This window comes from Achromobacter insolitus (assembly GCF_002209555.1).
In the GTDB taxonomy this organism is placed as follows: domain Bacteria; phylum Pseudomonadota; class Gammaproteobacteria; order Burkholderiales; family Burkholderiaceae_B; genus Achromobacter; species Achromobacter insolitus.
Map to the genome: position 1 here is coordinate 689741 of NZ_NJIF01000003.1, position 21490 is coordinate 711230.

The window sequence follows — 21490 nt, forward strand, 5'->3', positions numbered from 1 at the left end:
AATATTCGCGTTCGCGCTGATACAAATCCTCCATGAAGCTGCGCCTCAAAATCCTGCTGCTCGCCGCAGTGCCCCTGCTGGTGGCCGTCGCCGCCATCACGGTGGCTGTCTACGTGCAGGGCCTGCAGCTCGCTCAGCGCGAGAAGCAGGTGGTGGAGAGCGCCTGGCTGGCCAGCAAGGAAGGCGAACTGCGCCATTACGTCAACCTGGCCTACAGCGCCATCGCGCCGCTGCAGGCGGCGGCCGACGACGACGCCACCCGCCAGCGCGCGCTGGACCTGCTGGCACAGATGGAATTCGGCCACGACGGCTACTTTTTCGTGTACGACCTGAAGGGCCGCAACCTGATGCACCCGCGCCAGCCGGAACTGGTCGGCCAGGAGCTTTGGGAACTGCGTGACACCAAAGGCCAGCCGGTCATCCAGAACCTGCTGGCGGCCGCCCGGCGCGGCGGCCAGGATGGCGAGGCGGTGCATTACCTGTGGGAAAAGCCCTCCACCCACCAGACCGAGGAAAAGCTGGGCTATGTAGTCGTGCTGGACCGCTGGGGCTGGATGCTGGGCACCGGGATCTACCTGGACGACGTGCAGCAGGCGCTGGAGCGCATCGACGCCGCGGCGCAGGCCAATATCCGCAGCATGTTCGCCTGGGTGGCGGGCATCGCCGCCGTATCCATCCTGGGCGTGGCCGCCTGCGGCCTGGCCCTGAATATCAGCGACCACCGCCAGTCCGACGCCAAGCTGCGCCTGATGGCCCGCCAGTTGGTCCGTTCCCAGGAGGACGAGCGCGCCCGGCTGTCCCGCGAACTGCATGACGGCATCAGCCAGGTGCTGGTATCGATCAAACTATCGCTGGAAGCCGCGCGGGAACGGCTGCGACAAACGCTGCCGGCCGAGCCGCGCGCGCTGGCCCATATCGACACGCCGCTGGGCGGCGCGCTGGACCGCCTGAACACCGCCGTGGGCGAAGTCCGGCGCATTTCGCACAATCTGCGGCCCACCCTGCTGGACGACCTGGGCCTGCCGGCCGCCCTGGAGCATCTGGGCCGTGAATTCGCCATTCCCAGCCAGGATGGCGCCCCGCCGCTAGCCGTCCGCCTGCATACCAGCGGGCAGCCGGTAAAGCTGCCCGAGGCCTACGCCACCGCCCTGTTCCGCGTGACCCAGGAAGCGCTGACCAACGTCATCCGCCATGCGGGTGCCTCGCGCGCCGACATGACGCTGGCCTACTCTCCGCGCGACTTGCGGCTGACCATCGCCGATGACGGCCGCGGCTTCGACTATGCGGAAGTGCAGCAGGATCCGCGCCGCGGCATCGGCTTGCGCAATATGCGCGAACGCATGAACGCGCTGTCCGGCACGCTGAGCTTCCACTCCACCTCCCGCGGCACCGTCCTGCAAGCCTGGCTGCCGCTGCCCGCCGCCCCTCTACCCGCGAGCTCCGAAGCATGAACGACAAACCCGACGCCGTCCGGCTGCTGCTGATAGACGACCATCCCCTGGTGCGCGACGGGCTGCGCCTGCGCCTGGAAACCGTGCCGCAGCTTCGGGTCGTGGGAGAGGCCGGCAACGCCGCCGCCGCCCAGGCCTTCCTGTCCGCCTGTCTTGCCGAGGACCCGCAGGGCGGCACCCTGCCCCACCTGGTGCTGATGGACCTGAACATGCCCGGGGTGGGCGGGCTGGAACTGACCGCGCTGCTGCACGAGCGCTATCCCCAGATCGCCGTGCTGGTGCTGTCCATGCATGACAACCCTGAATACATGATGCAGGCCGTCAAGGCGGGCGCGCGCGGCTACCTGCTGAAGGACGAACCGGCGCAGGAAATCGTGACGGCCATCGACGCCGTGATGGCGGGCCGCAGCTATTTCAGCGCCGCCGTGGCGGTCCGCCTGTCACAAGCCACCGCGCCAGCCACGCTGCTGACTCAACGCGAACGCGACGTGCTGCGCCACATTGCCAGCGGCGAAGCCAACAAACAGATCGCCCAGGCGCTGGGCCTGTCCGTGCGCACGGTGGAAACCCACCGCCTCAACATCAAACGCAAGCTGGGCATAGACGGCCAGGCGGAGCTGATCAAGTACGCGGTGGAAAACCGAGGAGTCTGATTCGCTTCCCCCCCGGTCTGACCCGTTCCCCGCGCTGCGGTAGACTTGCGTCACTACGCTACACACAGTAAAGCGCCGCGACCAGCGCCGCCCCCAGGAGTCCCCGATGTCATTGGAAAAGCACTACACCGCCATTCTCGAACAACTCGGGGAAGATCCGTCCCGCGAAGGATTGGCCGATACGCCGGCTCGCGCGGCCAAAGCCATGCGCCACCTGTGCCGCGGCTACGGCCAGAACCTCGATGAAATCGTCAACGGCGCGCTGTTTACTTCCGACACCCGCGAGATCGTGCTGGTCAAGAATATCGAGCTCTATTCGCTCTGTGAACACCACATGCTGCCTTTCATCGGCAAGGCCCACGTGGCCTACCTGCCCAACGGCAAGGTGCTGGGCCTATCCAAGGTCGCCCGCATCGTCGAGATGTACGCTCGCCGCCTGCAGATCCAGGAAAACCTCAGCCGCCAGGTGGCAGAAGCCGTGCAATCCGTGACCGGCGCCGCCGGCGTCGCCGTAGTCATCGAAGCCCAACACATGTGCATGATGATGCGCGGCGTGGAAAAGCAGAACTCATCCATGGTCACCTCGGTCATGCTGGGCGAATTCCACGACAACCCCTCGACCCGAGCCGAGTTCCTCAGCCTCATCCGCTAGCCCGACCCCCGCGACTTTTTCGATGTAGATAGCCTGGCGGACCCGCGCAGCGCACCCCCTGCGCAAAAAAATAGCGGCGCAGCCCGATAGACACCAGGCGCCCAAACGCGCGCAGCGCACCCCTACGCAAAAATAGCCGCGCCGCCGCCGGGCCGCCCCAAGGCGGCGCAGCCCCCTCGGGGGGCAGCAAGCGCGCGAAGCGCGCGCAGCGTGGGGGTCCTCACTTGGCTCCTACTGATCCGGTTATCTGGCCCTAGCGTTCTGGCCCCATCCGGGCAAACTGATTCCAGCCGGTTGCGCCGGAGCGCGGCCGTTCCTTCCCGGAGATCTCCATGAACGCGATATTCCGCCTCATCCGCCGCTGCACCCTGGCCGGCCTGGCCGCCGCGCTGCTGGCCGCTCCCGCCTATGCCCAGACCAAGCTGGTCGTTGGCTACCAGCTGATCGTCGGGCCGTTCCTGTCGGCAATCGCCGACGGCAGTTTCGACAAGGCCCTGAAGGACGCCGGCTACCAGGTGGACTGGCGCCAGTTCACTTCCGGCGGCGACATCTCTACGGCCCTGGCATCGGGCAACGTCCCGGTCGGCGTGCTGGGCTCCACCGGCATCACCGCCGCGGCCACCCGCGGCGTGGATATGGAATTGTTCTGGATTCTGGACAACATCGGCAAGTCCGAAGCGCTGGTGGCACGCAACGGGTCCGGCATCAACAGCACCGCCGACCTGAAGGGCAAGCGGGTCGCCACCCCGTTCGTGTCGACCTCCCACTTCCACCTGCTGGTAGGGCTGGAACAGGTCTGGAAAATCAGTCCGCGCGACGTGCGCATCCTGAACATGCAGCCGCCGCAAATCGTGGCCGCATGGCAGCGCGGCGACATCGACGCCGCCTACGTCTGGCCGCCCGCGCTGACCGAGATCGCCAAGACGGGCAAGATCATCGCTGACTCCGAACAGATCGGCGCGGCCAGCGTGCCGACCTTCGACGGCATCGTGGTCGACCGTGCCTGGGCCGCCAAGAACCCCAAGTTCATGGCCGCTTTCACCAGCGTGCTCGCCAAGTCCTACGCGGACTACCGCGCCAATAGCGCCAAATGGACGGCAGACTCCCCGCAAATCAAGGGTATCGTCAAGCTTATCGGCGGCAAACCCGAGGACATGGTCGAGGCGCTCAAGCTGCTGGTCTTCCCGACCGTGCAGGAACAGGCTTCCAACGTCTGGCTGGGCGGCGGCAAGGAATCGGGCGCCGCGCGGGCCTTCGCCGCCAGCGCCAAGTTCCTGAAGGACCAGAAGCAGATCGACCGCGCCCTGGCCGACTACAGCCCGCACGTCACGGACAAGTATGCCCGTGCCGCCGAGAAGTAACAGGCGCTTCGGCAGGCGGCCGGTCCCGCGCCGCCTGCCCCGCGCCGCGCCGGGCTGCGTATAGCCCGTCCCACCACAAGGGGAGCCGGCATGACCATGCAGTCCACGTCCGCCACGCAAAGCCTGTGCGCGGAAAAAGTCAGCGTCACCTACCCTGGCCTGCATGACAGCGGCCCGGTCATTGCGCTGCAAAACGTCAACCTGACCATCCAGCCCGGCGAGTTCGTCGTTGCGCTGGGCGCATCGGGCTGCGGCAAGACGACCCTGCTCAGTCTGCTGGCGGGCTTCCTGTCGCCCACCGAGGGTGAGATCACGCTGGGCGGCGCCCCCATCGTGGGACCGGGCGCCGACCGCGGCGTCGTGTTCCAGAAACACGCCCTGCTGCCGTGGCTGAACGTGCTGGAGAACACCGAGTTCGGCCTGAAGCTGCAAGGAGTCGACAAGGAAACGCGCCGCGCCCGCGCCCGCCGCAACCTGGAGCTGGTGGGCCTGCAGGACTTCCACCGCCACATGATCTACCAATTGTCCGGCGGCATGCAGCAGCGCGTGGGCATTGCGCGCGCGCTGACCTGCAACCCTGCCATGTTGCTGATGGACGAGCCCATGGCCGCGCTGGACGCGCTGACCCGCGAAACCATCCAGGAGCTGCTGCTGGATATCTGGCGGCAGACCAACAAGATGTTCTTCTTCATTACGCACAGCGTGGAAGAAGCGCTGTTTCTGGGTTCGCGGCTGATCGTCATGTCGCCCCGCCCGGGCCGCATCACGCACACCTTCACGCCTGACTTCAACCGGCGCTACCTGGAGACCCGCGATGGCCGCAGCATCAAATCCAGTCCCGACTTCATCGCCATGCGCGAACAAGTCCTTGGCATCATCTATGGCGACGAGCGAGCCTCCTCCCCCCAAGGCTTCCATGGCTAGCAGCCGCCCCGGACACAAACCTGCCCAGCCGGGGAAAGTCTACGGCGCGCCTGGCGCGGGATACAGCGGCCACATCAGCCTGATCACCAGCCTGGCGCTCATCGGACTCTGGTTCCTGGTGACCAGCGCCGGCTGGGTGCGGCCGCTGTTCCTGCCCTCGCCCTTTGCCGTGTACGACAAGTTCGTCTCGGCCATGACCGATGGCGTCGCCAACTCCACGCTCACGGAACATGCGCTGGCCAGCTTGTCGCGAGTGTTCGGCGCCTTCTTCCTGGCCTGCGTGACCGCCATTCCCGTGGGCATCCTGATGGGCGTGAATCGTTATGCGCGCGGCATCTTCGATCCTCCCATCGAGTTCTACCGTCCGCTGCCCCCGCTGGCCTATCTGCCACTGATCATCATCTGGTTCGGCATCGGCGAATTCCCGAAGGTGCTGCTGATCTACCTGGCGATCTTCGCACCCATGGCGATCGCCGCCCGCGCCGGCGTGCGTTCGGTGTCCATCGAGCAGATCCATGCGGCCTACGCGATGGGCGGCACGCGCGCGCAGATCGTCTGGCACGTGATTCTGAAGGCCGCCATGCCGGAAATCTTCACGGGCATGCGCATCGGCATCGGCGTGGGCTGGACCACGCTGGTGGCGGCCGAGATGGTGGCCGCGGACCGCGGCCTGGGCTTCATGGTGCTGAACGCCGCCCAATTCCTGGCCAGCGACACCGTCATCATGGGCATTATCGTGATCGGCGTGTTCGCCTTTGCCTTCGACCTGCTGGTCCGCTATCTGGAGAAGTTCGCCATTCCCTGGAAGGGACGGGTCTGAACACCGCCCGGGCAATCCCTCATTTCCTCCCCTATCCGGCTCCTCTATCCTCAAGAACGGCGCCTGCGCAGCGGCTACCGGCTGCGCGGCCTACACAAGGAGCCGTCATGTCCAGCCAGGCCTCGATGCTAAAGCCTGTGTTGTGGGAGCGTCTGTTTGAGCGGGAAAGCGCGCCCAACCTCAGCCTGCAAGGGTGCGTGCGCCAGATGCTGGTGTCCGCCATCCTCAGCGGCCACCTGCCGCCCGGTACGCCCGTGCCCTCCAGCCGGCACCTGGCCGATCAGCTGCGCATTGCGCGCAACACCGTTGTGTTCGCCTACCAGCAGCTGGTCAGCGAAGGCTACCTGGTGTCGCGCGAACGCAGCGGCCATTTCGTCAGCGACACGGTCATGCGCGGCCATTCCGGCCCTGCACCGGACGCCCCGGCGCCCGACGGCGGCGACGGCGCGGCCGGCGTGCGCTGGGATGAAAGAATGCGCTTTCGCCCGACCCGCCAGCGCAACATCACCAAGCCGCGCGACTGGCAGAAGCAGCCTTACCCCTTTGTCTACGCGCAGTTCGACCAGGACCTGTTTCCCACCGCGGAATGGCGCGAATGCTGCATCAAGGCGCTATCGGTGCTGGACATCCGCAGCTGGGCGCCCGACCTCATCACCCACGACGACCCCGCGCTCATTGAACAGATCCGGACCCAGGTCCTGCCGCGCCGCGGCGTCTGGGCGGATGCCGAGGAAATCGTCATCACGGTGGGCGCCCAGCATGCGCTCTACTTGTTGGCCGACCTGCTTGTCAACGAAGACACCGTGGTGGGCATGGAAGACCCGGGCTACCCCGACGCGCGCAACATCTTCGCCAGTCACACGCGCAACCTCCTGCCCTTGCCCGTCGACGAACAAGGGCTGTGCACCGGCACCCATCTGCTGGGCTGCGATTACCTCTTCGTCACGCCTGGCCATCAATGCCCCACCACGGTCACGCTGTCCATGGAACGCCGCCAGAGCCTGCTGACGCTGGCCCGCCAGGCCGACAGCCTGATCATCGAGGACGACTTCGAAAGCGAAAGCCGCTGGGGCGAAGGGGCCATCCCCGCACTGAAGAGCCTGGACCGCGACGGCCGCGTGATCTACGTGGGCAGCCTCGCCAAGTCCTTCGCGCCGGGGTTGCGCATCGGCTACATCGTGGCCCCGCGCGAGCTCACCGCCGAGCTGCGCGCCCTGCGCCGCCTGATGCTGCGCCACCCATCTGCCTACATCCAGCGCGCGTTTTCCTTGTTCATTTCGCTGGGCCATCACCATTCGCTGCTGCGCCGCCAATCCCAGGCCTACCAGGAACGCGGCACCGAACTGGCCCGCGCGCTGGCACGGCACCTGCCTGACTTCAAGGTCATCCCGATCACGGGTTCTTCGTCATGCTGGCTGCAAGGTCCGCCCTGGCTCAATGCCGTGGATCTGTCCGAAGCGGCCCTGGCTGAAGGCGTGGTCGTCGAGCCGGGCGACGTGTTCTTCATGAACGGCGCCGACGCTCCGCGTAACTTCCTGCGCGTGGGCTTCACGTCCATCCGGCCCGAGCACATCGAGCCGGGCATCGCCAGGCTGGCCAAGGTCGTCGAACGCCAACGCCGCGCGGCGGACGCGAAACAGGCCCCGCAAGGCCCGGATCTGCACACGCTAGAGCACTTCGTCTCGTAGGTAGTACCAACGGTACAGCAACCCCTGACCCAGCCGGCGGAACGGGGCGAACATATGCCCCGGCAAAGGTGAATCGTAGATCGGCAGATCCCAGGCCACGCCGTCCTTGCCCATCATGCGCTGGGCCAGGCGTTTGCCCGCATGCGCGGAAAATGCCACGCCATTGCCGCCGTAGCCAAAGGCGTAGTAGACCGGCTGCGCCGGATCGGGCTGCGTCACGCGCGGCATCATGTCATGGCTCACGTCCACCCAGCCCCACCAGGAATAGTCGACATCCACTCCCGCCAGCGTGGGAAATTTGCGCGCCAGCCCTTCGCGCAGCAAGGCCAGGTGGCGGGGGTGCTGCGCATCGGCGCCGCGCAAGGCGCTGCGGCTGCCTATTTGCATGCGGCCGTCCGGCAGCAGCCGGTAGTAGAAGCGCAGGGTCCGCGTGTCGGTGATGAATACAGTGCTTTTCAAGCCGGCGGCATCGCGTTCCGCCGGCGTCAGCACCCGGGTCACCAGCGAGTTCGACAGCACGGGCATGATGCGGTTGTCCAGCAGGGGGTTGACGCCTTGCGCGGTGTAGCCTCCCGTGGCGAACGCCACGCGCCGTGCGCGCACGTACCCGGCCGGGGTCTGCAACCGCACGCCGCCGTTCTCGGCGCGCCAGCCCAGCACCGGGCTGCCCGGGTGTATGCGCACGCCCAGCGCCCGAGCCTGGCGCATATAGCCGTAGGCAAGCTTCAGCGGATGGACGCCCACACCGTCCGGTTCCAGCATCGCGCCCACCGCCTCGCGGTCGTTCACGTAGCGCTCGCGCAGCTCGCTCTGGCTGAGGATCCGGGTGTCGTACCCGAACGCCTCGCGCATCACACGGGCCTCGTTCTGCAGGAACGCCATCTTCTTCTGCCGGTGCGCGGTGTACAGATGGCCGCCAGGCTGCGCGTCGCAATCCACCTGGGCCACAAGACTCTTCCAGTACTCGAAGCCTTCGCGGATCTCTGCGTCCAGGCGTTTTGCGGTCGCAAGGCCCCAGCGCTCGATCCATTGCGAGCGGTACAAGCGCCCCGATGCGTTCTGTCCCTGCCCGCCGTTGCGGCTGGTGCAGCCCCACACCGCGCGATTCGCCTCCAGCACCACGGCCTTCACGCCGAAATCGCGCGCCAGCGTCAGGGCGGCCGAGAGGCCCGTGAAGCCCGAGCCCACGATCACCACATCGGCATCGATGTCGCCATGGACGGGACCGTCGTCCTCGGGAGGCGCGCCCGCGGTCGCGACCCAATAGGTGGGCGCGTAGTCCTGGCCTCGCCCCGGCGGAGACACCAATGGGTCGTAGGCCGGGTTGTACGCGCTGATCGCCGACCGGCCGACAGCGGCCGGACCTTCAGGTTGGAAGGACATTTGAGTATCCATGCTGCGTTCCGGTTGCGAAGGGCGGAGGGCATCCTCAGGGGCGCGCCGGCAAGGCCGGGCGCTGCTTGCGGTAGGCGTTCTTCACGCGGATCTTGCCGTCATGGAAGGTAAAGACGTCGACCATGTCCGCCTCTACCCGGGTGCCATCGGCGGCAGTGCCGCTGAAGGTGGATTCAGACACGCCCCTGTCGCCCGCGACCCAATGCCGTCCGTTGCTCCACTGGGCGTCGGGAAAGCTAGCCCAGGCTGCCGCAAAAGCGGCTCGCACGGCATCGCGCCCGGTGTGCCGCGCGCCCCAACGCTCTGGTCCGGCCACGGTCTCGAACACACAGTCGTCGCTCATGAAGGACATCAGGGCATCGATATCGTGGCGGTTCCAGGCCGCCGCGAATTCGGCCAACATGTCCGCGGTGACGGTCTTCTGCATTGCGTACCTCCGGTAGATACCGGCGCGGCATGCGCCAGCATTCAGGATCCAAGGTAAGTGAGGCCCCCAGCAGGGTCTAGAACCAGAAATGGAAAATCGCTTGCACCAGACACCCGCCCATGGCTCAAGCCGCGGCCGGCGCCAACCACGCGTCCACGTCATCGGGATCGATGGCGCCGCGCATCCCGATCATCACCAACGACGGCGCCTCCAGATTGGCCGGCGGCCGGGCCTGCGTGTCGTAACGCACCCGCCGCCCGGCAAACTGGACCAGCACCAGGCCATGCCTGTCGGTGCGCACCCAGCCCTTGGCGCGCAGCAGCTGCCTGGGCAGTTCGCGCAGCCTGCTCGCCAGCTTGTCGGCATCCACGATGGCGGGCGCGCGCCACAGCCAGCTCTGGAACGGGTGATCGGGGTCTCCTCCCGCAGCCGCATGGACATGCGCGGGATGGCGACAAGCGCCTCCCAGGCAATCATGCGGCGCGACGCGGCCGGCGCTCTCGCCAAACAATTGCCGCAGATCCACGCGGCCTTCCCGCGCGTCGACCATCGCCGTCCCTTGCGTCGTCACAGCCAGCCACTGCCGCACGGAGGACAGCTCTTCGGCGGCGACCAGATCGGTCTTGTTCAGCACCAGCAGATCGGCTGCCTTGAGCTGGCGTTCCAGCGTATCGGCCAGCAACGGATCCGCCGCCAGCGCGCGCACGTTCGCGGCATCGGCCAGCACCACCACGCCCTCCAGCTGCAGCATGGGGTCGGACATGCCCACCTGCGCGATGCGGCCCGGATCGGACACCCCGCTGGCCTCGATCACGATCCATTCCGGCAAGGGATCCAGCGCCAGCACGCGCGCCAGGGCGCCGTCCAGACCGCCGGCCATCGAGCAGCAGACGCAGCCGTTGGCCAGCCGGATCACCTTGTCGGTGCGCTGCGCGACCAGCCCCGCGTCGATATCCATCGGGCCAAAATCATTGACCAGGACCGCGGCGCGGCGCCGGCTCTTGGCCAGCACATGGTTAAGCAAGCTGGTCTTGCCCGCGCCGAGAAATCCGCCCACCACCGTCAACGCAATGCGCTCCCCGCCCTGCGGCGCCATGTCAGGCCTCCCGCAGCGCCAGCGGCCTGCCGCCTATCACGGTGCCCAGCACGCGCACGTCCTTCAACGCTTCGGGCGGCGCTTCCAGGGGATCGTCCTGCAGCACGCAGAAATCGGCATGCTTGCCGATCTCGATGGAACCGACCAGATGGTCCAGGTGCAAGGTGTAGGCGGCGCCCAGCGTCACGGCATGCAGGGCAGCTTCCACGCCGATGCGCTCGGACTCACCGAGCACGCGGCCCGAGGACGTCTGGCGGTTCACCGCGCACCAGGCGGTGAACAAGGGTGCAAGCGGCGTGATCGGCGCGTCCGAATGGATCGAGAACGGCACGCCCGCGCGCGCGGCCGAGGCGCAGGCATCCATGCGGTTGGCGCGATCCGGCCCCATCGTCAAGGCGCGGTGCGCATCGCCCCAATAGAAAATGTGGTTGGTGAACAGGTTGGCGCACATGCCCAGGCTGGCCATGCGCCGGAACTGCGCCGCATCCGCCATCTGACAGTGCTGCAGCGTATGGCGGTGGTCTCGCCGCGGGCTGCGGCGCAGTGCGCGGTCCACTGCGTCGATCGCGAGCTCGGTCGCTTCGTCGCCATTGGTGTGGATGTGCAGTTGCACGCCGGCGTCGTGATAGGCCTGGACCAGGGCGTCCAGCTCAGACGGCGCGATCACCCAAATGCCATTGGGCGCGCCGTTGTAGTAGCCCGGCCAGCGCAGTCTGGCCGTGAAGCCCTGGATCGAACCGTCCACCACCAGCTTGACCATGCCCAGATGCAGCTTGTCGTTGTTTAGTCGCCGCGCATCCGCCAGCTTGGCCAGACACCGCGCCGGATCCCCCGCGTATGTCAGCGCGGATGCGGCCGGCACGATGCGCACGGGATAGTCCGGCTCGGCGGTGATGCGCGCCAACGTCGCCAGTCCCTCGTCGCCCAGTTCATTGACCAGATCCGTGGCGGTGGTAACACCCGCCCATTGCGCCACCTTGCCGAACATGCGCAGGCCCTCTTCCGATACGCCTACCGTGCGGAACGGACTGCCTATCAGGCGCATGACCGGAAACATCGCCGCGAACTCGCAAAGCTCGCCGCTGGGCCGCCCGTCCTCCATGCGCGTAACGCCCTCGATGTCGGTATCGCGATCTATGCCGGCGCGCGCCAGCATGGTCGTATTCACGTTCATCAAGTGCATGCTCGCGTGCATGACCACCACCGGCCGTTCGGCGGACACGGCGTCCAGGTCCTGCGCGCGCATGCGCGTGCCGTCGAAGAAGATCGGATCGAATCCCCAGCCTATCAGCGTTTCGCCTTGCGGCAAGGCGCGCTCGGCCTCTCGCAGCCGGGCGGCGACGGCCTCGAAACTCTTCAAGCCCTCCCATAGCCGGCCATCGGGCCCGCGCCGGTCGTAGTAACCCACGTAGACAAACTTCCACATGCCGCCTTCCGGCAGATGGCAATGCCCTTCCACCAGGCCCGGCATCAGCACTTTGTCGGCGTAGCGGTCGTCCAGGTGGGCTGCGCCCCAGCCCGCCAGGTCTTCCCGGCTGCCCACGCCGAGGATGCGGCCCTCGCGCACCGCCACATGCGTGGCGCGGGGCTGCATCGGATTCATGGTCAGGATGCTGCGCGCCGCATAGATCGTGGTCCGGCCGTTGCTGTGGCTCATCTGGCTGTCCTTCTGATAGGAAGTGGGCTCATCCCTGCAGCGGCGCCACCACGACGCCATTGCGGGACTCGACAAAATGGCAGGCCACGCGGTGGCCTGGGGCAATCTCATGCAACGCCGGCTCGCGCGTGGCGCACAAAGGCTGCGCGGCTGGGCAACGGCCGGCAAAGCGGCAGCCCGGCGGCGGATCGACCGGGCTGGGCGGATCCCCCGCCAGCCGGACGCGGCGCGCCGCAAGTTCACGTCCGCCCTTCACTGTCGGCACCGCCGACATCAGGGCGACGCTATAGGGGTGCAGCGGACGCGTGAAGAAGGCATTGCGCGGGGCCTGCTCGATGATCTTGCCCAGGTACATTACGGCGATGTCGTCGCAGATGTGTTCGACCACCGCCATGTCGTGCGAGATGAACAGAAACGACTGCCCGTGCTCTCGCTGGATCCGTCGCAACAGATTCAGGATCTGGGCGCGGATGGCAATGTCCAGGGCCGAAACCGGCTCGTCGCAGACGATCAGGTCCGGCGCGCTGGCCAGCGCCCTGGCCACGTTCAGCCGCTGTCGCTGCCCCCCGGAAAACTGGTGTGGAAACAGTTGGCGCTGTTCCGGGCGCAGGCCCACCAGCTCGAACATTCGGGCCACCCGCGCCTCGCGCCCTCCGGGCGGATCGATGCCCATCAGATCCAGCGGCGAACGCACGATGTCGCCCGCGCGCTGGCGCGGATTGAGCGAAGAGTACGGATCCTGGAACACCAGTTGCACCCGCCGCCGCATGCGGCGCAAGGCCGAGCCGTTCAACGCGGTCAGATCGGTGCCGTCAAAGTGGATCGAGCCCGCGGTCGGATCGGCCAGGCGCAATACCGACAAGGCGGTGGTCGTCTTGCCCGACCCGGACTCGCCCACGATCGCCAGGGTGCGCCCGCGCTGCAGATCGAAGGAAACACCATCGACCGCCTTCACGACTGCCTGCTTGCCGTCGCGTCCACGGCCGCCGATCGGAAAGTGGACAGCCAGATCGCGCACGGACAGCAAGGCGGGGGATTGCGGTGTCGTCATCGCGCGGCCTCCGGATAAAGCCAACAGGCAACCTCCTGCCCCTCGCCCACTCGGGTCAGTGGCGGAAACTCGTCGCGGCAGCGCGCCATGGCCTGCCCGCAACGCTCCATGAATGGACAGCCCGCGCCGCGCTCCCAGATCGAGGGCACCACGCCAGGGATTTCGGGCAGATCGGGCCGCAAGTCGTCGGGCTCCCGGTCCAGTTCGGGCAGGCAGGCGATCAATCCTTGCGTATAGGGATGCCTGGGATGCGCCAGGATCTCGCGCACGCCCCCCTGCTCGACCACCCGTCCGCCATACATCACCACCACGCGGTCGGCCATTTCCGAGACGGCACCCATGTCGTGCGTAATCAGCAGCACCGCGGTGCCGCGCCGCGCCTGTTGCTCGCGCAGCAGATCGAAGATCTGCGCCTGGACCGTGACGTCCAGCGCGGTAGTCGGCTCATCCGCAATCAACACGTCCGGATCGCAGGCCAGCGCAATCGCGATCATCACCCGCTGCCGCATGCCGCCCGACATCTGGTGCGGATAATCGTCCACGCGTCGTTGCGGCAGGGGTATGCCCACCGATTTCAGCATTTCGATCGCGCGCTCGCGGGCCTGGCTCTTGCTCAGCCCCTGATGCAGCCTCAGGGGCTCCGCAATCTGGTCGCCCACCGTGTACACCGGATTCAACGCCGTCATGGGCTCCTGGAAGATCATGGAGATCTTGTTGCCGCGCACGCGGCGCATGGCCTCTTCGTCATGGCCCGCCAGATCGTCGCCGCGCAGGCGCACGCTGCCGGCGCCGATACGTCCGGGGGCCGGGATCAGCCGCATGATGGCCAGCGCGGTCATGCTCTTGCCGCAGCCGGATTCGCCCACCAGGCATAAGGTCTCGCCGGGATTCAGGTCGAAGCTCACCGCGCTAAGCACCTCGGCCACGCGGCCGCGCGCCTGGAATTCCAGGCTCAGGCTATCGACCTCCAGCACCGGGGATTGCACCGCTTCATTCATGCCCGCCCCCGCGAATTGGGATTCAACGCATCGTTCAGCCCATCGCCGATCAGGCTGACGGCCAGCACGGTCAGAAAAATGGCGGCGCCTGGCAGGGTCACGGCCCACCACGCCGTCAGGATGTAAGGCCGGTTGCTGCCTATCATCAAACCCCAGCTCATGATGTTGGGGTCGCCCAGCCCGAGAAACGACAGCCCCGCCTCGAACAGGATCGCCATGCCGATCGCGAGCGTCGCGGACACAATCAGGGGCGCGAGTGCATTGGGCAGGATGACCCTCCAGATGATGCGCGCGTCCCCTGCGCCTATCACCCGCTCCGCCAATACATACTCGCGGCGCTTGAGACGCAGGAATTCGCCCCGCGCCAGCCGGGCAGTGCCGGGCCAGCTCACCACTCCGATCGCAACCGATATCGTCGCCAGCGACGGCGAAAACAACGTCACCAGCACCATGGCGAACAGCAAGGTTGGCAGCACCTGGAAGAACTCCGTGATGCGCATCAGGGTTTCGTCGATCCAGCCGCCGTAGTAGCCTGCAAGCGCCCCCACCGTCAGGCCGATGGCCATGGAAAGCACCGCCGCCACCACGCCGACCAGCAGCGTGGCGCGGCCCCCATAGACCATGCCCGTCAGCACATCACGGCCCAGATAGTCGGTGCCCAGCACCGCGTCCGCGCCCGGCGGGGTCATCGGCGCGCCCGCGATCTCGAAGGGGTCGGCCTCCATCATCATGGGCCCGAAGATCGTCACCGCCAGAATGACGGCAAGCAGCAGCACCCCGGCAAGCGCGGAGGGATTGCGCGCAAAGACGCGCAAGGCCTCGTATGAGGGACGGGCCGGCGGGCGCGCCGCCTGGGCTGGCAGGGCGGCAACCGGCATGGCGGGAGGAGTCTGGCTCATGAGGTCTTGATCCTGGGATCGATCAGGCGGTAGGCCAGATCGGTAAGCTGATTCATCACGACCACCAGCAACGACGCAAACAGCAGGATCCCCAGCAGCGTCGGGTAGTCGCGCCTGAGCACGGAGTCGAACGCCAGGCGGCCCAGCCCGGGCCAGTTGAAGACTGTCTCGACCAGGATCGCGCCCGCCAGCACATTGCCAAACTGCAGGCCCAGCATGGTCACGACCGGCAGCACGCCGTTGCGCAGCGCGTGCTTGTAGAGCACCGACCGTTCTGGCAGGCCCTTGGCGCGCGCCGTGCGGATGTAGTCGGCCGACAGCGCCTCCATGACGCTGGCGCGAGCCAGCCGGCTGTACTGCGCCAGGTAGACGAACGCCAGCGTGAAAGCCGGCAGCACCAGGTGATGCAATACGTCCAGCACTCCCGCCCAGCCGTCCTGCGGACCGCCTGCCGACCGCATGTCCGACACCGGAAATATCGGCAGCACGGAGGCAAACAGGATGATGAGGATGATGCCGGTCCAGAATACTGGCGCGGAATAGCCCACCACCGACAGCAGCGTGATGCCCTGCGACAGCGGCCCGTTGGGCTTGCGGGCGGCCAGCGTGCCCAGCAACGTGCCGGCCAGGAAGGCGCTCAGCACCGAGGTCACCACCAGCAGCAGCGTCGCGGGAACGCGGTCCCAGATCAATTGCGCCACCGGGACGTTGAAAAAGTAGGAATAGCCCAAGTCGCCGCGCAGCACCTGCATCAGGTAGATGCCCAGCTGCGTCAGGAAGGGCTTGTCCAGTCCGTATTGCGCGCGCAACTGTGCCCGCAACTCTTCGCTGATGCCGCCCATCGAACCCGCAATGGTCTCGACGGGATCGCCCGGCGAGACATGGATCAGCAGGAAGTTCAGCGTCACCACCGCCAGCAGCAGCACCAGCGCGTAGGCAAGGCGACGCAAGAGATAGCGCGTCATGGCAACTCCGCCCTACTGCAGATAGGTATCGTCCATGGGCGACATGACGCCCCATATTCCATCCGGCAAGCCGTGCACCTTCTTCGACGACAAGGTGTGGTACGGAATCACCGTCAGGAAATCGATGGGCACGTCGGTCGTGACCAGGCGCTGGAACTCGGCGTACAGCGCGCGACGCTTGTCCACGTCGGTTTCCGTGCCGGCCTGCTCCAGCAGTTCATCCACCTTGGGATTGGAATAGGACTGCGTGTTGGTCCAGATGATGTCGCGGATATTGCTGGACAGATACGTGCGGTGCACGCCTATGACCGGATCGCCCCAGTTGAAGACGATGTCGGTGGTCATGTCGAAGTCCTTGCTGGCGATGCGCTTGGCCCAGGTCGGGAAGTCCGGCGACGCGCGCACCTGCACCGCGATGCCCACCTTCTTCAGCTGGCTGCGCAGGTACTCCGCCACGTTCTTGCCCTGTACGTCGGAACCGGGCATGTAGTCCACCGTCAGCGACAGGCGCTCGCCCTTGCCATCCTTTTTGAAACCCGCCTCTTCGAGCAATTGTTCGGACTTCTTCAGGTCCAGCGGATACTTCACCACGTCCGGCGTGGCGAACGGGCTGGTGCCGATGATGGGGCCGTCCGCGGGCTTGGCGAAACCGGCATTCAAGGCCTTGGTGATGAAGCCCTTGTCGGTGGCGTAAGCGATGGCCTGCCGCACCCTTACATCGTTGAGCGGCTTGCGCGCCGTATTGAAAGCCAGCCAGCTCAAGGCGCCTATGCCTTCGTAGCCCTTGCTGGTCATGGCGATGGCCGGATTATCCTTGGCGCGCCTCAGGATGGTGGGCTCGGTCATGAAGGGCAAGGCGGCGATATCCCCGCGCTCCAGGCCGATCAGCAGATTGGTGGCATCGGGATTGATCTTCACCACGATGCGGTCCAGATAGGGCTTGCCGGGCAGGAAGAACTTGTCGAACTTCTCCAGCACGATCTCCTGTCCCGGCTTGAATTCCTTGAACTTGAACGGCCCCGATCCAACCACGTCGGCCGAGTTGCGCGGATGGTTCTTCAGGTCCTGGCCGTCGTCGTAGATATGCTTGGGCAGCACTGGCATCAGGGCGGGCGACAACGCCAGCAGAATGGCTGGATGCGGTTTGCTCATGCGCAGCACCACCGTGTAGGGGTCCGGCGTGTCCACCGCCTCCACTGGCGCGAGCATGGTCTGGAATGGATGGTTCTTCTTGACCGCCATGACGGAAAACGCCACGTCGGCCGAGGTCACTGGCTTGCCGTCGTGGAACACGGCGTCTTGGCGCAGGTGCAGGGTCAGCGACTTGCCGTCCGACGCCAATTCCCAGGACTGCGCCAGATACGGCTGCGGCTTCCAATCGTCGTCATAACGCAGCAGGCTGGCGAACAGTTGCGCGCTGGGCAAGGCGGTTGCCGTGCCCGACTGGACCGCGCCGTTCAGGTGCCGTGGCACTTGCGTCGAACCTATCACCAGCGTGCCGCCGGGCTTGGGCGCGTCCGCGGCCATGGCTCCATTCACCAAGGCCAACGCGGTCAGTATCGTGGTCAGGCATTTCTTTGCGCTGCGCATGTTCTACCCCTTGATGTTCTATCGGATGGCCTTTGGGGGTAGCGTAGCGAGCCCGCGGGTCCTGGCTTAGTACCAAACCGCCAGACTTATTGGAGCCAGCGCCTGCACGAGCGCCTCAACCCGCCAGCGCCCGCGCATACAGCGAGGCCACCGCGCAGCTGTTGACGCGGGCCTGCATGGAATCGGAGCGGCTGGTCAACAGCACGGGCACGCGCGTGCCGAGCACCAGCCCGGCCGTGCCTGCGCCAGCCAGCCAGGTCAGTTCTTTGTAGAGCATGTTGCCGGCCTCGATATCGGGAACCAGCAGGATGTCGGCCTCGCCCGCAACCTTCGACACAATGCCTTTCTGGTCCGCCGCCTCGCGCGAGATGGCGTTGTCGAAGGCCAAGGGGCCGTCGATATCGCCACCACGGATCTGGCGGCGGTCCGCCATCTTCGACAGGGCCGCCGCATCCAGCGTGGCCGGCATGGATGGATTGACGGATTCGGTGGCGCACAGCACCGCGATCTTGGGCCGTTCCACACCGAGCGCGCGCGCCAGATCGATGGCGTTCTGCGCGATGTCGGCCTTTTCTTGCAGGGTCGGCGCGATGTTGACGGCCGCATCGGTCAGGATGAAGAGTTTCGGATAGGCCGCCACCGCCATGACGAAAGCATGGCTGACGCGCCTGTCGGTACGCAGGCCCGCATCGCGCGCCACCACGGCCGACATGAAATGATCGGTATGCAGGCTGCCCTTCATCAGCATGCGCACGGCGCCATCACGCGCCAGCGCGGCCGAGGCGCGCGCCGCCAGGACCTCGTCGTCGGGCGTATCGATCACCTCCAATTCGCTCGGGCCCAGTCCCAGGTCCGACATCAAGGCGCGCAGCCTGTCCGCGGGGCCGACCAGCACGGGTTCGATGTAACCCGCGTCGCGCGCCTGCACGGCCGCGCCCAGGCTGGTCGGACACAAGGGGTACGCCACCGCGGTGCGCAAGCGCCCCGCCGACAGCGCAGCATTGCGCAGCGGCTCGAACAATCGATCGCTTTCCATTTCAGTCTGCTCCTGCCGCGCAGGGGCGCGGCGCCTGGCGGGAGAAGTCCGGCGCGGCCGCCGCCGCGCCGGACGCGTCGAGATCAGCGCTTGGCGGGATCGATCGACAGCGGTACCTCGCCCGGATGGAACGGCTGGTTCACGTATTGCTTGTACTTATCCAGGAAACGCACCGGCTGCTTGAGGGCGTCGCGGCGGAACGGATCGCCCAGTTCCTGGCTGACCATCATTTCCAGCACGGTGGTCTTGCCTTCGGACTGTGCCTTGCATGCGGCCTGCAAGGCGGCGCCGACCTGGTCGGCGTGTTCCACCCGTATGCCTTCCGCGCCCATGGCGCGCGCCAGTTCGGAGAAGTTCGGATTCTTCAGGTTGCTGCCGACGAAGCGGCGGCCATAGAAGTCCACCTGGTTCTTCTTTTCGGCGCCCCATTGGCCGTTGTGGAACACCACGGCCGTCACCGGAATCTTCTCCCGCACGCAGGTCAGCAGTTCCTGGAAGCTCATGCACCAGGCGCCGTCGCCGACATAGGCCACGGCTGGCCGGTCGGGCCGTCCGAGCTTGGCGCCGATCAGCGCCGGCAAGGCATAGCCGCAGTTGCCGAAGCTCATGGCGGCCAGCATGGAATTCGGCTCGTCAAAGCGCAGGTAGCTGTTGGACACCGAGCAGATATTGCCGATGTCCGTGGACACCATCACGTGCTTGGGCATGGCGCGTTCCAGTTCGCGCAGCATGCGCCGCGGATGCATGCGGCCGCCTCCATGTTCGATAATGTCCAGGCTCCAGTCGTCGCGTTCGTGCGACCAGCTGTCCAGCTCTTTTTCCCACTCGGCCTTTTGCGCCGCGATCTGCTCGCCGCGCCCGCCCTTGGTGCCCGCGCACGCCACTTCGCGTCCCTTGAGCTTGGCCGTCAGCGCCGCCGCGGCGGGCTTGGCGTCGCCGCAGATGCCTACCGACACCGGGCGCACCAGCCCGAGCATGCGGTGATCGGCGTCCACCTGGATGATGCGCGCGCCTTGAGGCCAGTAGTCCAGCCCGTGCTGCGGCAGCGTGCCGAACGGCCCCAGGCGCGTGCCCAACGCCAGCACGACGTCGGCCTGCGCCAACAGTTTCATGCCGGCTTTGGCGCCCTGGTAACCCAGGGGACCGCACCACAGAGGGTGGCTGGCCGGGAAGGCGTCGTTGTGCAGGTAGCTGGTGACGACCGGCGCGCCCAGCAGTTCGGCCAAGGCCACGCACTCAGCCTGGCCGTCCGAAAACAGCACGCCCCCGCCCGCCACGATGACGGGAAACTTGGCCTGCGCCAGCATCTGCGCCGCCGCTTCGAGATCCTCCTCGGAACCCGGACCGCGACGAATCCGGCGCGGCTCGGGAATGGCCACGTCGATCTCGCCATAGAAATAATCGCGCGGGATGTTCAGTTGCGTGGGACCGCGTTCGGCCAGCGCATTGTCGAACGCCTTGGCGGTGAATTCAGCCATGCGGTCCGGCCGGTTCACGTGAGCCTGGTACTTGGTGATGCGCGAGAAGATCGGCAACTGCTCGGTCTCCTGGAATCCGCCCAGCCCCATCCCCGAGGTACCGGTCTCGGGCGTGATCGCCACGACCGGACTGTGCGCCCAGTACGCCGCGGCCACGCCGGTCACGAAATTAGTGATGCCCGGGCCATTCTGCGCAATGCAGACGCCATGACGGCCGGTCACGCGTGAATAGCCGTCGGCCATATGCGCGGCACCTTGTTCGTGCACCGTGGGCACGAAGCGGATACCCGCCGCCGGAAACAGGTCCAGCGCGTCCATGAAGGCCGAGCCGACAATGCCGAAAACGTCCTTGACGCCCTGGGCGACCAGCGTTTCGACAAACGCCTCGCTGGGGGTCATGTGTTGCTTGCTGCTCATGGTCTCTCTCCTGGCAGGCCGGCGGTGTCGGATTGCATCTGGGCCGGCATGATCCGATACTGCAGCAGAAACCTTGCGCTTCCCAGCCCACAGCGTTTCATTTTCTGCAAAATCCGTGCGAGGATGCGCAGCAAGCCGCTGAATCTTCAATTATTGAAAGATGAAAGACGAATCCTCCGCAGCGCTGCGCGCGCTGACCCTGCTGGAACAGGTCGCCCGCTCCGGGCAGCCGGTATCGCTGGCCGCGTTGACGGACGCCACTGGCCTGCCCAAACCTTCCGTGCTGCGCATCCTGTCGCGCCTCGTAGACGCCGGCATGCTGCTGCGCGAACCCGCCGGCAAGAGCTACGTCAGCGGCCCGCGCCTGAGCGCGTTGGCGCGCGACACGCTGCTGAACTCACCGCTGCGCGGCGAGCGGCACCGCATCCTGGACAGCCTGGTCGATGAAATCGGCGAAACCTGTAACTGCACCATGCTGGACGGCGACGAAGTCATCTACCTGGACCGCGTCGAGACCGCCTGGCCGCTGAGGGTGAACCTGCAATCGGGTTCGCGCGTGCCCCTGCATTGCTCGGCCAGCGGCAAACTCTTCCTGGCCCACATGCGGCGCGAAGCGCGCCAGCGCCTCCTCGCGGCCGCGCCCCTCCCGCGCTATACGCCGAACACGCTGTGCGACGTCTCCGCGCTGGAGCAGGAATTGCGCACCATCAAGAAAGAAGGCGCCAGCTTCGACCGCGAGGAATTCCTGCTGGGCATCGTCTGCATGGCGGTACCCATCCTGCACGGCACCCGCGCCATCGCCGCCGTCGCCCTGCACGCGCCGATAGCCCGGCTGTCCATCGAAGGCGCGCGCGCCTGGTTGCCTCGCATGCAGGAAGCCGCAAGGGCGCTGGCCGGTACCTACGAACCCCAGGCCTAGGCCGGCCGGCTCC

General features: G+C 66.5%; 19 protein-coding genes. 8 read left to right on the forward strand and 11 right to left on the reverse strand.

Annotation, left to right across the window (positions count from 1 at the left end; all coding sequences use genetic code 11):
• Window positions 1-32 precede the first annotated feature (32 nt).
• The 7 genes from CEY08_RS13345 (at window position 33) to pdxR (ending at window position 7549) form a co-directional block, all read left to right on the forward strand.
• On the forward strand, window positions 33-1451 hold the full coding sequence (locus CEY08_RS13345; RefSeq protein ID WP_063640786.1) for a cache domain-containing protein: 1419 nt from the start codon (window positions 33-35) through the stop codon (window positions 1449-1451).
• Window positions 1448-2104 (forward strand): response regulator, encoded by a 657-nt coding sequence (locus CEY08_RS13350; protein WP_042793383.1) that lies wholly within the window; start codon window positions 1448-1450, stop codon window positions 2102-2104. The genes CEY08_RS13345 and CEY08_RS13350 overlap by 4 nt, the downstream gene beginning before the upstream one ends.
• Before the next feature lie 106 nt (window positions 2105-2210).
• Window positions 2211-2756, forward strand: a complete 546-nt coding sequence (gene folE, locus CEY08_RS13355) for a GTP cyclohydrolase I FolE (RefSeq protein ID WP_042793382.1) — start codon at window positions 2211-2213, stop codon at window positions 2754-2756.
• A 332-nt stretch (window positions 2757-3088) separates the two neighbouring features.
• Window positions 3089-4117, forward strand: coding sequence for a taurine ABC transporter substrate-binding protein (gene tauA, locus CEY08_RS13360; protein WP_042793380.1), 1029 nt, complete (start codon window positions 3089-3091; stop codon window positions 4115-4117).
• 90 nt (window positions 4118-4207) lie between these two features.
• The gene (locus tag CEY08_RS13365; RefSeq protein ID WP_063640788.1) at window positions 4208-5041 is read left to right on the forward strand and encodes a taurine ABC transporter ATP-binding protein; all 834 of its coding nucleotides are present in this window, start codon (window positions 4208-4210) and stop codon (window positions 5039-5041) included.
• Window positions 5034-5861 (forward strand): ABC transporter permease subunit, encoded by an 828-nt coding sequence (locus tag CEY08_RS13370; protein WP_063640789.1) that lies wholly within the window; start codon window positions 5034-5036, stop codon window positions 5859-5861. The genes CEY08_RS13365 and CEY08_RS13370 overlap by 8 nt, the downstream gene beginning before the upstream one ends.
• Window positions 5862-5968: 107 nt before the next feature.
• Window positions 5969-7549 carry a MocR-like pyridoxine biosynthesis transcription factor PdxR gene (pdxR, locus tag CEY08_RS13375; protein ID WP_063959673.1) on the forward strand — a complete coding sequence of 527 codons (1581 nt, stop codon included), beginning with the start codon at window positions 5969-5971 and terminating at the stop codon, window positions 7547-7549.
• Here pdxR and CEY08_RS13380 read toward each other — a convergent pair.
• The 11 genes from CEY08_RS13380 to xsc form a co-directional block, all read right to left on the reverse strand.
• Window positions 7529-8944, reverse strand: a complete 1416-nt coding sequence (locus CEY08_RS13380; protein WP_063640791.1) for an NAD(P)/FAD-dependent oxidoreductase — start codon at window positions 8942-8944, stop codon at window positions 7529-7531. The two genes, pdxR and CEY08_RS13380, sit on opposite strands and share 21 nt — an antisense overlap.
• Window positions 8945-8978: 34 nt before the next feature.
• Window positions 8979-9371: a nuclear transport factor 2 family protein gene (locus CEY08_RS13385; RefSeq protein WP_076813152.1), complete on the reverse strand. Its 393-nt coding sequence runs from the start codon at window positions 9369-9371 to the stop codon at window positions 8979-8981.
• Window positions 9372-9495: 124 nt separating this feature from the next.
• Window positions 9496-10467: a CobW family GTP-binding protein gene (locus CEY08_RS13390; RefSeq protein ID WP_076813149.1), complete on the reverse strand. Its 972-nt coding sequence runs from the start codon at window positions 10465-10467 to the stop codon at window positions 9496-9498.
• Between the two features lies 1 nt (window position 10468).
• Window positions 10469-12124, reverse strand: a complete 1656-nt coding sequence (locus CEY08_RS13395) for an amidohydrolase (RefSeq protein ID WP_076813147.1) — start codon at window positions 12122-12124, stop codon at window positions 10469-10471.
• 28 nt (window positions 12125-12152) lie between these two features.
• Window positions 12153-13175, reverse strand: coding sequence for an ABC transporter ATP-binding protein (locus tag CEY08_RS13400; protein WP_042793376.1), 1023 nt, complete (start codon window positions 13173-13175; stop codon window positions 12153-12155).
• A complete protein-coding gene (locus tag CEY08_RS13405; protein WP_076813145.1) occupies window positions 13172-14173 on the reverse strand; it encodes an ABC transporter ATP-binding protein in 1002 nt (333 codons plus the stop codon). Before CEY08_RS13405 ends, CEY08_RS13400 begins: the two co-directional genes overlap by 4 nt.
• Window positions 14170-15072, reverse strand: a complete 903-nt coding sequence (locus CEY08_RS13410) for an ABC transporter permease (protein WP_076813143.1) — start codon at window positions 15070-15072, stop codon at window positions 14170-14172. Before CEY08_RS13410 ends, CEY08_RS13405 begins: the two co-directional genes overlap by 4 nt.
• Entirely contained in the window at window positions 15069-16037 is a 969-nt protein-coding gene (locus tag CEY08_RS13415) for an ABC transporter permease (protein ID WP_063640797.1), read from the reverse strand. The genes CEY08_RS13410 and CEY08_RS13415 overlap by 4 nt, the downstream gene beginning before the upstream one ends.
• A 12-nt stretch (window positions 16038-16049) precedes the next feature.
• Window positions 16050-17627, reverse strand: coding sequence for an ABC transporter substrate-binding protein (locus tag CEY08_RS13420; RefSeq protein WP_076813141.1), 1578 nt, complete (start codon window positions 17625-17627; stop codon window positions 16050-16052).
• Between the two features lie 115 nt (window positions 17628-17742).
• A complete protein-coding gene (locus tag CEY08_RS13425; RefSeq protein ID WP_313378285.1) occupies window positions 17743-18810 on the reverse strand; it encodes a bifunctional enoyl-CoA hydratase/phosphate acetyltransferase in 1068 nt (355 codons plus the stop codon).
• Window positions 18747-20558 (reverse strand): sulfoacetaldehyde acetyltransferase, encoded by a 1812-nt coding sequence (xsc, locus tag CEY08_RS13430; RefSeq protein WP_042793371.1) that lies wholly within the window; start codon window positions 20556-20558, stop codon window positions 18747-18749. Before xsc ends, CEY08_RS13425 begins: the two co-directional genes overlap by 64 nt.
• A 160-nt stretch (window positions 20559-20718) precedes the next feature.
• On the opposite strand from xsc, the gene CEY08_RS13435 reads away from it, so the two are divergent.
• Complete coding sequence (locus tag CEY08_RS13435) at window positions 20719-21477, forward strand: IclR family transcriptional regulator (protein ID WP_042793370.1); 759 nt, start codon at window positions 20719-20721, stop codon at window positions 21475-21477.
• Window positions 21478-21490: the final 13 nt, after the last annotated feature.

Excerpts from the sequence above, each read along its gene's own strand:
- CEY08_RS13345 (WP_063640786.1), top strand. The coding sequence starts at position 33 with ATGAAGCTGCGCCTCAAAATCCTGCTGCTCGCCGCAGTGCCCCTGCTG.
- CEY08_RS13365 (WP_063640788.1), top strand. The coding sequence starts at position 4,208 with ATGACCATGCAGTCCACGTCCGCCACGCAAAGCCTGTGCGCGGAAAAA.
- CEY08_RS13350 (WP_042793383.1), top strand. The coding sequence starts at position 1,448 with ATGAACGACAAACCCGACGCCGTCCGGCTGCTGCTGATAGACGACCAT.
- CEY08_RS13390 (WP_076813149.1), bottom strand. The coding sequence starts at position 10,467 with ATGGCGCCGCAGGGCGGGGAGCGCATTGCGTTGACGGTGGTGGGCGGA.
- CEY08_RS13405 (WP_076813145.1), bottom strand. The coding sequence starts at position 14,173 with ATGAATGAAGCGGTGCAATCCCCGGTGCTGGAGGTCGATAGCCTGAGC.
- CEY08_RS13380 (WP_063640791.1), bottom strand. The coding sequence starts at position 8,944 with ATGGATACTCAAATGTCCTTCCAACCTGAAGGTCCGGCCGCTGTCGGC.
- folE (WP_042793382.1), top strand. The coding sequence starts at position 2,211 with ATGTCATTGGAAAAGCACTACACCGCCATTCTCGAACAACTCGGGGAA.
- CEY08_RS13415 (WP_063640797.1), bottom strand. The coding sequence starts at position 16,037 with ATGACGCGCTATCTCTTGCGTCGCCTTGCCTACGCGCTGGTGCTGCTG.
- CEY08_RS13370 (WP_063640789.1), top strand. The coding sequence starts at position 5,034 with ATGGCTAGCAGCCGCCCCGGACACAAACCTGCCCAGCCGGGGAAAGTC.
- tauA (WP_042793380.1), top strand. The coding sequence starts at position 3,089 with ATGAACGCGATATTCCGCCTCATCCGCCGCTGCACCCTGGCCGGCCTG.
- pdxR (WP_063959673.1), top strand. The coding sequence starts at position 5,969 with ATGTCCAGCCAGGCCTCGATGCTAAAGCCTGTGTTGTGGGAGCGTCTG.
- CEY08_RS13420 (WP_076813141.1), bottom strand. The coding sequence starts at position 17,627 with ATGCGCAGCGCAAAGAAATGCCTGACCACGATACTGACCGCGTTGGCC.
- CEY08_RS13410 (WP_076813143.1), bottom strand. The coding sequence starts at position 15,072 with ATGAGCCAGACTCCTCCCGCCATGCCGGTTGCCGCCCTGCCAGCCCAG.
- CEY08_RS13435 (WP_042793370.1), top strand. The coding sequence starts at position 20,719 with ATGAAAGACGAATCCTCCGCAGCGCTGCGCGCGCTGACCCTGCTGGAA.
- xsc (WP_042793371.1), bottom strand. The coding sequence starts at position 20,558 with ATGAGCAGCAAGCAACACATGACCCCCAGCGAGGCGTTTGTCGAAACG.
- CEY08_RS13400 (WP_042793376.1), bottom strand. The coding sequence starts at position 13,175 with ATGACGACACCGCAATCCCCCGCCTTGCTGTCCGTGCGCGATCTGGCT.
- CEY08_RS13395 (WP_076813147.1), bottom strand. The coding sequence starts at position 12,124 with ATGAGCCACAGCAACGGCCGGACCACGATCTATGCGGCGCGCAGCATC.
- CEY08_RS13385 (WP_076813152.1), bottom strand. The coding sequence starts at position 9,371 with ATGCAGAAGACCGTCACCGCGGACATGTTGGCCGAATTCGCGGCGGCC.